The sequence below is a fragment of the Streptomyces sp. NPDC058008 genome (assembly GCF_042886395.1).
GTDB lineage: Bacteria > Actinomycetota > Actinomycetes > Streptomycetales > Streptomycetaceae > Streptomyces.
In genome coordinates this window covers 1-8,378 of record NZ_JBHVQX010000063.1, presented here as the reverse complement: position 1 = coordinate 8,378, position 8,378 = coordinate 1, and the positions used below count along the sequence as shown (strand labels likewise).

The window sequence follows — 8,378 nt, the reverse complement described above, 5'->3', positions numbered from 1 at the left end:
CCACCGCAGCACCCACCACCCCCGTCCCACCCGTCACCAACACCGAACCCGAACCCAAACCAGACAACACAGGCACACCCTCAACCCCAGCACCCACACCCGCACCCGCACCCGCACCCGCAACACCCAACCGAGGAACAAACACCTCACCCCCACGAACAGCCAACTCACGCTCCCCAGCCACCACAGCCGCACCCAACACCCCAGCCGGAACCACCTCACCCACCCCAGCCTCCACCAACACCACACGACCCGGATGCTCCGACTGCACCGACCTCAACAACCCCCGCACCGCAGCCTGCACCACACCACCACCCGTCACCACCACCAACCCCACACCCACAGCCCCCTCACACCCCAACCACTCACGCACCCGCCCCAACACCACACCCACCAACGACCGCACCTCACCCAACACACCACCACCCCCACCACCCGAACGCACATCCCACACCACCAAACCCGAACCACCAGCCAACCCCACCACCTCACCCACCGACACACACTCCTCCCACACCACCAACCCCACCCCACCCGACACCACAGGCACCCACCGCTCCCAACCCACCCCATACAACGGCCCACCCACCAACGAACCCACCGACACCGACCGCAACACCAACTCGTCCGCCCAGAGGACGGGAGCCCCCGCGGCGTCGGCGACCCGGACGCGTACCGCGTCCTTGCCCGCCGCCGAGAGCCACACGCGCACCGAGCGGGCGTCGGTCGCCCAGGAGCGGACACCGGACCAGGCGAACGGCAGCCGTACACCGCCTTCGTCGCCGAACATTCCGCCCAGGCCCGAGGCGTGCAGCGCCGCGTCCAGGAGGGCGGGGTGGACGACGAATCCGTCCGCCGTGGCCTCTTCCGGGAGCACCACGTCGGCGTAGACCTCGTCGCCGAGCCGCCACACCTTCCGCAGGCCCTGGAAGGCCGGGCCGTAGGCGTAGCCGCGTTCGAACAGCGTGTCGTAGAAGTCGCCGACCTCGACCGCCGATGCTCCCGGCGGCGGCCAGGTCCCGGCCAGGGTGCCGAGTTCGGCCGGGGCGGGTGCCAGGTCGGCCTCCAGAGTGGCCTGTGCGTGCCGGGTCCACTCCCCCGGGTCCTCGTCGGACGCGCCGGCGGAGTCGGGACGGGAGTGGACGGTGACGGTCCGGTCGCCGGAGGCGTCCGGCTCCGTGACCTGCACCTGGATGGTGACGCCGTCGCTCTCGTTCAGGACGAGCGAGGTCTCCAGGGTCAGTTCCCGGACGCGGTCGCAGCCCAGGTCGCGGCCGGCCCGGAGCACCAGGTCGGCGAAGGCGGTGCCCGGCAGCAGGACCGCCCCGTTCACCGCGTGGTCCGCCAGCCAGGGATGGGTGGACAGGGAGATCCGTCCGGTGAACACGGCGGAGCCGGTACCCGCCGGGCGGAGCGCGGCTGCGAGCAGGGGGTGGCCGGCCGGTTCGAGGCCGATGCCGGAGGCGTCGCCCACGAACGCGGAGCCCTCCAGCCAGAACCGTTGCCGCTGGAAGGCGTAGGTGGGCAGCTCGACGGGCCGGGAGGAGGACGGCAGCAGGGCGGACCAGGCGACCTGGACGCCGCGGGTCCACAGGGTGGCCGCCGACCGGGTGAACGCCTCCCGCTCGTCCTGGGCCCGGCGCAGCGAGCCGACGGCCACCACGTCGCGGTGTCCCGCGTCCGCCGCGATGTCGTCGATGGCCGGGGTCAGCACCGGGTGCGGGCTGACCTCGATGAACGTGTCCACCCCGTCCTCGACCAGTGCGCTCACCGTCTCGGCGAAGCTCACGGGTTCCCGCAGGTTGCGGTACCAGTACCGTGCGTCCAGCTCGTCGTCCCCGACCGGGCGGGTCGTCACCGAGGAGTACATCGGGACGGTCCCGGTGCGCGGTGTGATCGGCCCGGCCAGCTCCAGCAGCCGCTCGCGTATCCGCTCGACGTGCGGGGTGTGGGAGGCGTAGTCCACCGGAACGGTCCGGGCCCGCACGCCTTCGCGTTCGGCGTCCGCGACGACCGCGGCGAGCTCTTCCGGCAGACCGGCGATCACCGTGGCGGAGGGGCCGTTGACCGCTGCCACCCAGACGCCCTCGTACCCGGCGATCAGCTCGGCGGTCCGTTCGGCCGACGCGGCGACGGAGACCATGCCGCCCCGGCCCGCCAGGTCTTCCGCGACGGCCCTGCTGCGCAGGGCCACCAGGCGTGCGCCGTCCTCCAGCGACAGCAGCCCCGCGGCGCACGCGGCGGCGATCTCGCCCTGCGAGTGTCCGACGACGACGTCGGGGGTGACGCCGGCCGAGCGCCAGAGCCGGGCGAGCGAGACCATGACCGCCCAGAGCGCCGGCTGCACCACGTCCACCCGGCGCAGGGCGTCCTTGTCCCGCAGCGCCTCGGTCAGGTCCCAGTCCGTGTACGCCGCCAGCGCCGTCGCGCAGTCGTGGATCGACGCGGAGAACACCGGCGAGGAGTCCAGCAGCCCGAGCGCCATGCCCGCCCACTGGGCGCCCTGCCCCGGGAACACGAACGCCACTCGGCCGCCGCCGGGCCGGGCGGCGCCCCGGACCGCGCCGGTCTCCTCGACGGCTCCCCGGGCCAGCGCCTCCAGTTCGCGGACGAGACCGGCACGGTCGGCGGCGAGTACGACGGCGCGGTGCCCGAACGCCGCCCGACGGGTGGTCAGTGCCGTCGCCACGGCCGCCATGTCCGCCTCTCCCGCAGCGAGTTCGAGCAGTCGGCCGGCCTGCCCCCGCAGACCTGACGCGGTCTTGGCCGACAGGGCCCAGGGCAGCGGACCGCCGGTGACCACCGGGTCGGGGGCAACGGTGTCGTCGGCAGGCGTGTCCTGCGGGGCCTGTTCCAGGACGACATGGGCGTTGGTACCGCTGATCCCGAACGACGACACCGCGGCCCGCCGTTCCCTGCCCGTCTCCGGCCACGGAACGGCCTCGGTGACGAGGGTGACGGCGCCGGCGCTCCAGTCGACGTGCGGTGTGGGCGCGTCCACGTGCAGGGTCGGCGGCACGAGGCCGTGCTTCATCGCGAGCACCATCTTGATCACGCCCGCCACCCCGGCCGCCGCCTGGGTGTGCCCGATGTTGGACTTCACGGAACCCAGCAGCAGGGGCCGGTCGTCCGGCCGTCCCTGACCGTAGGTGGCGAGCAGGGCCTGGGCCTCGATGGGGTCGCCCAGGGTGGTTCCCGTGCCGTGCGCCTCGAGGACGTCCACCTCCGACGCCGGCACCCCGGCGGACGCCAGGGCCTGGCGGATCACGCGTTCCTGCGACGGGCCGTTCGGCGCCGACAGCCCGTTGGACGCGCCGTCCTGGTTCAGGGCCGTGCCGCGTACCACGCCCAGGATCGTCCGGCCCTTGCGCCGGGCGTCGGACAGCCGCTCCAGGAGGAGGAGTCCCACGCCCTCGCCCCAGGCGGTGCCGTCGGCGGACGCGGCGAACGCCTTGCAGTAGCCGTCCTTCGCCAGCCCTCGCTGCTTGCTGAACTCCGTGAAGGCCGCCGGGGTGGACATGACCATGACCCCGCCGACCAGGGCGAGGGAGCTCTCCCCCGCCCGCAGCGACTGGACGGCCAGGTGCAGGGCCACCAGGGACGAGGAGCAGGCGGTGTCGACGGTCACCGCGGGGCCCTCGAAGCCGAAGGTGTAGGAGATACGGCCGGAGAAGACACTCGACGCGTTGCCGGTGAGCAGGTAACCCTCGCCGTCCTGCTGGGCGTTGTCGGCGTTGGAGCCGTATCCGGCGGGCGCGCCGCCGACGAAGACGCCGGTGGTTCCGCCGCGCAGCCCGCCCGGGTCGATCCCGGCTGATTCGAACGTCTCCCAGGCCGTCTCCAGCAGCAGCCTCTGCTGCGGGTCCATCGCCACGGCCTCGCGGGGCGAGATCTCGAAGAACTCGGCGTCGAAGTCGGGGGCGTCGTCGATGAAGCCGCCCCTGCGGACGTAGGAGCTGCGCGGGCGCAGGCCGTCCGGGTCATGGAGGCCCGCCAGGTCCCAGCCGCGGTCGGCCGGGAAGTCCGACATCCCGGCCCGGCCGGCCGCGATCATGTCCCACAGTTCCTCGGGCGAGGTGACTCCCCCCGGGAAGCGGCAGCCCATCCCCACGATGGCGATCGGCTCACGGGCGGCGTCCTCGACCGTCCGCAGCCGTTGGTGGACCTCGCGGGCGTCGGTGATCGCCTGCTTGAGGTACTCGCGGAGCTTGTCCTCGTTCGACATCCCAGCCTCTTCCGGTACAACGGGTGGAGTCACGTACGTCGGCGGAGTCGTCCGCCCGCGTTCTGAGGGGTGCGGTTCACCTCGACCAGGGGTTGTTGTCCATGAGGTCGAAGAGTTCGGCGTCCGTGGCGGAGGTGAGGTCCGCTTCTTCGGCCGGGGTCCCCTCGTCGGTCCAGGTCGCCAGCAGACCCCGCAGCCGTGCGGTGAGAGCGGCTCGGCCCGGGTCGTCCTGCGCCACCTCGGCGAGGACGGCCTGGAGCCGGTCGATCCCGGTGTCGGCCTGGCGTACGGCGTCGATCTCGGGCAGCAGCAGGCGGCGCAGGTGCGCGGCCAGCGCGGCGGACGTGGGGTGGTCGAACACCGCGGTCACCGGGATCAGGAGCCCGGTCGCGGCGTTGAGGCGGTTGCGCAGCTCGACGGAGGTGAGGGAGTCGAAGCCCAGAGCCTTGAACGGCTGCTCGGCGCCCACCGCGCCGGAGTCGTCGTGGCCCAGCACCGCTGCGGCCTGGGTGCGCACCAGGCCGCTCAGCAGCTGTTCGCATTCCCTGACCGGCAGGCCCTCCACCCGTTCGCGCAGGCTGCCGCCGGTGGGGGCCGCTGCCGGGCTGTTGGTGGCGGCCGGCTTGGCGGCGGTCCTGACCAGCCCGCGCAGCAGCGGCGGGACCTCGCCGGAGAACCGGCTGATGTCCAGGTGCACCGGCACGGTCAGGGTCTGGTTGAGCGAGACCGAGGTGTCGAACAGGGCGAGGCCGTTCCCGGTGGACAGCGGCTGCACACCGGTGCGTCCCATCCGGTCGAGGCCCGCCCGGTCCAGCGTCCCGGCCATCGCGCTGCGATCGGCCCACAGCCCCCACGCGAGCGACTGCCCCGGCAGCCCGGACCTGCGGCGGTACTGCGCCAGGGCGTCCAGGAAGGCGTTGGCCGCCGCGTAGTTGGCCTGGCCCGGGGCGCCGAACACCCCGGCGGCGGAGGAGAACAGCACGAACATCGACAGGTCGCGGTCCCGGGTCAGCTCGTGCAGATGCCACGCCGCGTCCGCCTTCGGCCGCAGCACCGCGTCGAGGCGTTCCGGGGTGAGGGTGGAGACCACACCGTCGTCGAGCACGCCTGCGGCGTGCACCACACCCCGCAGGTCCGGGAGGCCGTCCAGCAGCTCGGCGAGCGCCTCCCGGTCGGCGGCGTCGCAGGCCACCGCCTTCACCTGCGCCCCGAGTTCGTCCAGTTCGGCCACCAGCTCGTCGGCCCCGGGGGCGTCCGGGCCCCGGCGACTGGTCAGTACCAGGTCGGTGACTCCGTGGGTGACCACCAGGTGGCGGGCGACCGCAGCACCGATGGCACCCGTGCCGCCGGTGACCAGGACGGTCCCGTGGGGCGGAACGGGCGGAGTGGTGAGCGCGACCTTGCCGATGTGGCGGGCCTGGCTGAGGTAGCGGAAGGCCTCCTGGGCCTCCCGGGTGTCCCATGCCGCCACGGGCAGGGGGGACAGCACCCCCTGCTCGAAGAGCTCCATCAGATGGGCCAGCATCTCGCGGACCCGGTCCGGTCCGGCGTCGCTCAGGTCGAACGCCCGGTAGTACACCCCGGGCCATGACGTGGCGACGGAGTCGCCGCCCCGGATGTCGGTCTTGCCCATCTCGATGAAGCGGCCGCCTTCCGCCGCCAGCAGGCCCATGGACGTGTCCACGAACTCCCGGGCGAGGCAGTTCAGTACGACGTCCACGCCCTGACCGCCGGTCGCCTCCCGGAACAGGTCGCCGAACTCCATGGTGCGGGACGACGCGACCCGCTCGGGGGGCACACCCGTCTCCCACACGACGGGCCACTTGGGCCGGCTCGCGGTCGCGTACACCTCGACCCCCCAGTGCCGGGCGAGCTGTACCGCCGCCATGCCCACGCCGCCCGCCGCGGCGTGCACCAGCAGTGACTCGCCCGGCTGGACGGCGGCCAGGTCCACCAACGCGAAATAGGCGGTCAGGAACACGGTGGGCACCGAGGCCGCCTGGGCGAACGTCCAGCCGCCCGGTACGTGGACGACCGTCCGCCGGTCCGCGACGGCCAGGGGGCCGCCGTAGGAGCCCGACAGGAGTCCCATCACGTGGTCACCAACGGCGAGGTCGGTGACCCCGGGCCCGACCTCCGCCACCACGCCGGCGCCCTCGCACCCGTAGGTGGCCTCGGTGAACGACTCCGCGATGGCGACCATGCCGAGGGAGAGCAGCACGTCGCGGAAGTTGACCCCGGTGGCGCGCACCGCGATCCGTACCTGTCCCTCGGCCAGCGGCTCCTCCGACCGGGGGCAGGGGACGAGCCCCAGCCCCTCCAGGGTTCCGCTGCCGTCCATGTCCAGGCTCCACGCCCCGTCTCCTTCGGGGGCGGTGAGTGCCGTGCCGCGCGAGACCTTGCCCAGCCGTGGCACCGAGGCGGAGCCGGAGCGCAGTACGGCCTCGGGCTCTCCCGCCGTCACCGCGGCGGCGAGCACCCCGGGAAGCGCCGCTGCCGAAGCCTCGTCACCGTCGATGTCGACCTGGAGAATCCTGCCCGGGTTCTCGGAGCACGCGGATCGCACCAGCCCCCGCACGGCGGCCTGGGTCACGTCGACCGGGTCCCCCGGCGAGGCCGAGACGCCGTTCGCCGTCACGACGGCCAGCCGGCCGGGCATCGTCTCGTCGGCGGCGATCCACTCCTGGATCACCTCCAGGACGGCACCGACAGCGCTGCGGGTCCCGGCGGGCACCTCTCCCCGACCGGCCGGAGCCCGCAGGAGGACCACGTCCGGAACCGGCTCCCCGGAGCGCAGGGCCTTGCGCAGCTCCGGCAGGGAGTCGAAGGACCGGGCACCGGCCGGTAGCGGCCCGTCACCGACGACCGCGAGCAGCTGGTCGTCGGCGGTGCCGACGGGCAGGGCGGCCCATCCCAGCTGGAACAGCGAGTCGGTACGCCGGGCGGTCTCCTCGATGCGGGTGGCGTCCAGGGGCCGTGAGGTCATGGCGTCGATGGTCAGGACGGGAAGACCGGCGGTATCGGTCATGCTCACCGAGACCGCCTCGGTGCCGTTCGGGGTGAGCTGGACCCGGGCGGTCGTGGCACCGGTGGCGTGCACCTGGACGCCGCCGAACGAGAAGGGCAGCCGCCGCTCCATCCCGCCGCCCTGTTCCAGGGCGACCGCGACCTGGCAGTGCAGTGCCGCGTCCATCAGCGCCGGGTGGACCCCGAACCGCCCGGCGTCGGCCACGCCCGGCTCGGGGAGCTCGACCTCGGCGAACACCTCGTCGCCGCGCTGCCATACGGCCCGCAGGCCCTGGAACACCGGGCCGTAGGCGTAACCGAATTCCGTCAGGCGCTCGTACAGCCCGCTGACGTCCACGGGTGTGGCGTCCGCCGGCGGCCACTGCACCGGTTCGGGGACGGGAGCGGCGGCCGTGTCGGCGGCCAGCGTGCCGGCGGCGTGGCAGGTCCAGTCGCCGGGCTCGTCGTCGTGCGCGGTGGGACGGGAGAAGATCCGTACCGGACGCTGGTCCTGTGCGTCGGGCGCGCCCACCGTCACCTGCACGTCCACGGCCGCGCCCTCGGAGGGCACGGTCAGCGGGCTCCGCAGGACCAGCTCGCCCAGCTTCCCGTATCCCGCGTACTCACCTGCCCGCAGGGCGAGTTCGACGAGCGCGGTGCCCGGGACCAGGACCCCTCCCATGATGGTGTGGTCGGTGAGCCAGGGTTGTTCGGCGAGGGAGATCCTGCCGGTCAGCAGGAGCCGGTCCCCTTCCGGATCAGCCAGTGCCACCCGAGCTCCGAGCAACGGATGACCGGTGCTCTGCAGACCGACCGACCCCACCGCCGCATCCACCCCCACCGGCCCGACAGGACGCGGCCAGTAACGCTGACGGTTGAACGCGTACGTCGGCAGATCGACACGCGGAGCGGGAACCAGGGTCGGCCAGGTGACCGCCGTGCCCCGGGTATGGAGATGAGCCAACGCCAACGTGAGCGTGGTGACCTCATCATGATCCGGACGAGTCGTCGCCACCGCGAGCGCCGACGGCACCTGCTCAGCAGCCAGACTACTCAAAATCGTGTCCGGACCCACCTCCACGAAATCCGTCACACCCAAACCACCAAGACACTCCAGCCCGTCACCGAACCGCACCGTCCCCCGCGC

At 73.0% G+C, this 8,378-nt stretch carries 2 protein-coding genes; both read right to left on the bottom strand.

Annotated elements, in window-relative coordinates:
• The coding region (locus ACFVS9_RS34000) for a type I polyketide synthase (RefSeq protein ID WP_389938840.1) at window positions 1–4,225 on the bottom strand (4,225 nt) is incomplete at its 3' end.
• Window positions 4,226–4,301: 76 nt separating this feature from the next.
• Entirely contained in the window at window positions 4,302–8,054 is a 3,753-nt protein-coding gene (locus ACFVS9_RS33995) for an SDR family NAD(P)-dependent oxidoreductase (RefSeq protein WP_389938843.1), read from the bottom strand.
• Window positions 8,055–8,378: the final 324 nt, after the last annotated feature.